This window comes from Desulfovibrio sp. An276, from assembly GCF_002159665.1.
In the GTDB taxonomy this organism is placed as follows: Bacteria; Desulfobacterota; Desulfovibrionia; order Desulfovibrionales; family Desulfovibrionaceae; genus Desulfovibrio; species Desulfovibrio faecigallinarum.
The window spans coordinates 1-969 of sequence record NZ_NFJC01000080.1 but is presented as its reverse complement, the minus strand read 5'-3'; the positions used below and the strand labels follow the sequence as shown (position 1 = coordinate 969).

The following is a 969-nucleotide window of genomic DNA, read 5'->3' as shown; positions in this document are numbered from 1 at the left end:
CAAACAGTGAAAGGGCACAACTATCTGACTGCTATTCTTTTCACAGCGTCGTAGAAGCGTAAGTTACGCGGCAGCATCGAAGGCAAGCACAATCTCCTCAGCCCTGTCAGCCTGGCATAGTTTGATTGCCTCAAAAGCACCTATTCCACGCCGCCTGGCAGTTTCCAGCAGGGATAGCATGATGAGATAGCCCTGAGCGCCCTGTATAGTCGCAAAGTATCCGCTTACCTTTTCCCGCAGCACCAATGGACGGATAGCTTGTTCTGCCATGTTATTGGTAAATGGTACTCTCAAGTCGACGCTGAAACGAAGGATATCGTCTTCAAGTTTTCTCAAACGGGCAAGGAGATTAACCGCCAGTGGCTGTTTGACCCGTCTTTTTCCCGATTTTGTAACCCTCCGCGGATGTCTTGCTTCCCCTTGTCTGAGAAGCTCTTCATATCTCCTTCTGATGAGCTTCTGTTTGTACCGGGGCAAACTGGTCTTACCCCGGTCTCGGGCATTTTTGCAGGCGTTATTGGCACGAAGAAGCATATCTGTCATCAGCAGTGCCCAGTGAGCTCCGGGGGCGAGTTTCACCACATTTTCCAGCTCTCTGATTATATGGGCGTTGCAGACTGCGTGCTCCCCTACGTCCAATGCGGGATTCCAGTAGGGTGCCCAGCAGTCGTGGACAAGCACATTCACTGGATTGTTCAGGATGTTGCCTTCCAGCATCCCTTTGACTCCTCGATGCTCCGAAAGATGGTAATGAGCTGCCGTTGGCGAACAGAGAGCATGGACCCAGTAAAGATCGGCATTTACGTCCAGGCCAGTCTCATCTGCGTTCAGCGTGGGGGCTGCAAGCAGCTGCTGCCCCAAAATAGCCATGCTCCGCTGCACTGAAGGACGCTTGGGCAAATCCATTATCCTGGCGCACACTGTAGAAGGACTGATCAGAACACCCAGAGAGTTGAGTATTGTGGAGGC

General features: G+C 52.1%; 1 protein-coding gene. It reads right to left on the bottom strand.

The features are described 5' to 3' along the window. Positions 1-63: 63 nt before the first annotated feature. Positions 64-969 (bottom strand): IS66 family transposase (locus tag B5F76_RS14280; protein ID WP_087355761.1); only part of this gene is annotated, 906 nt, incomplete at its 5' end.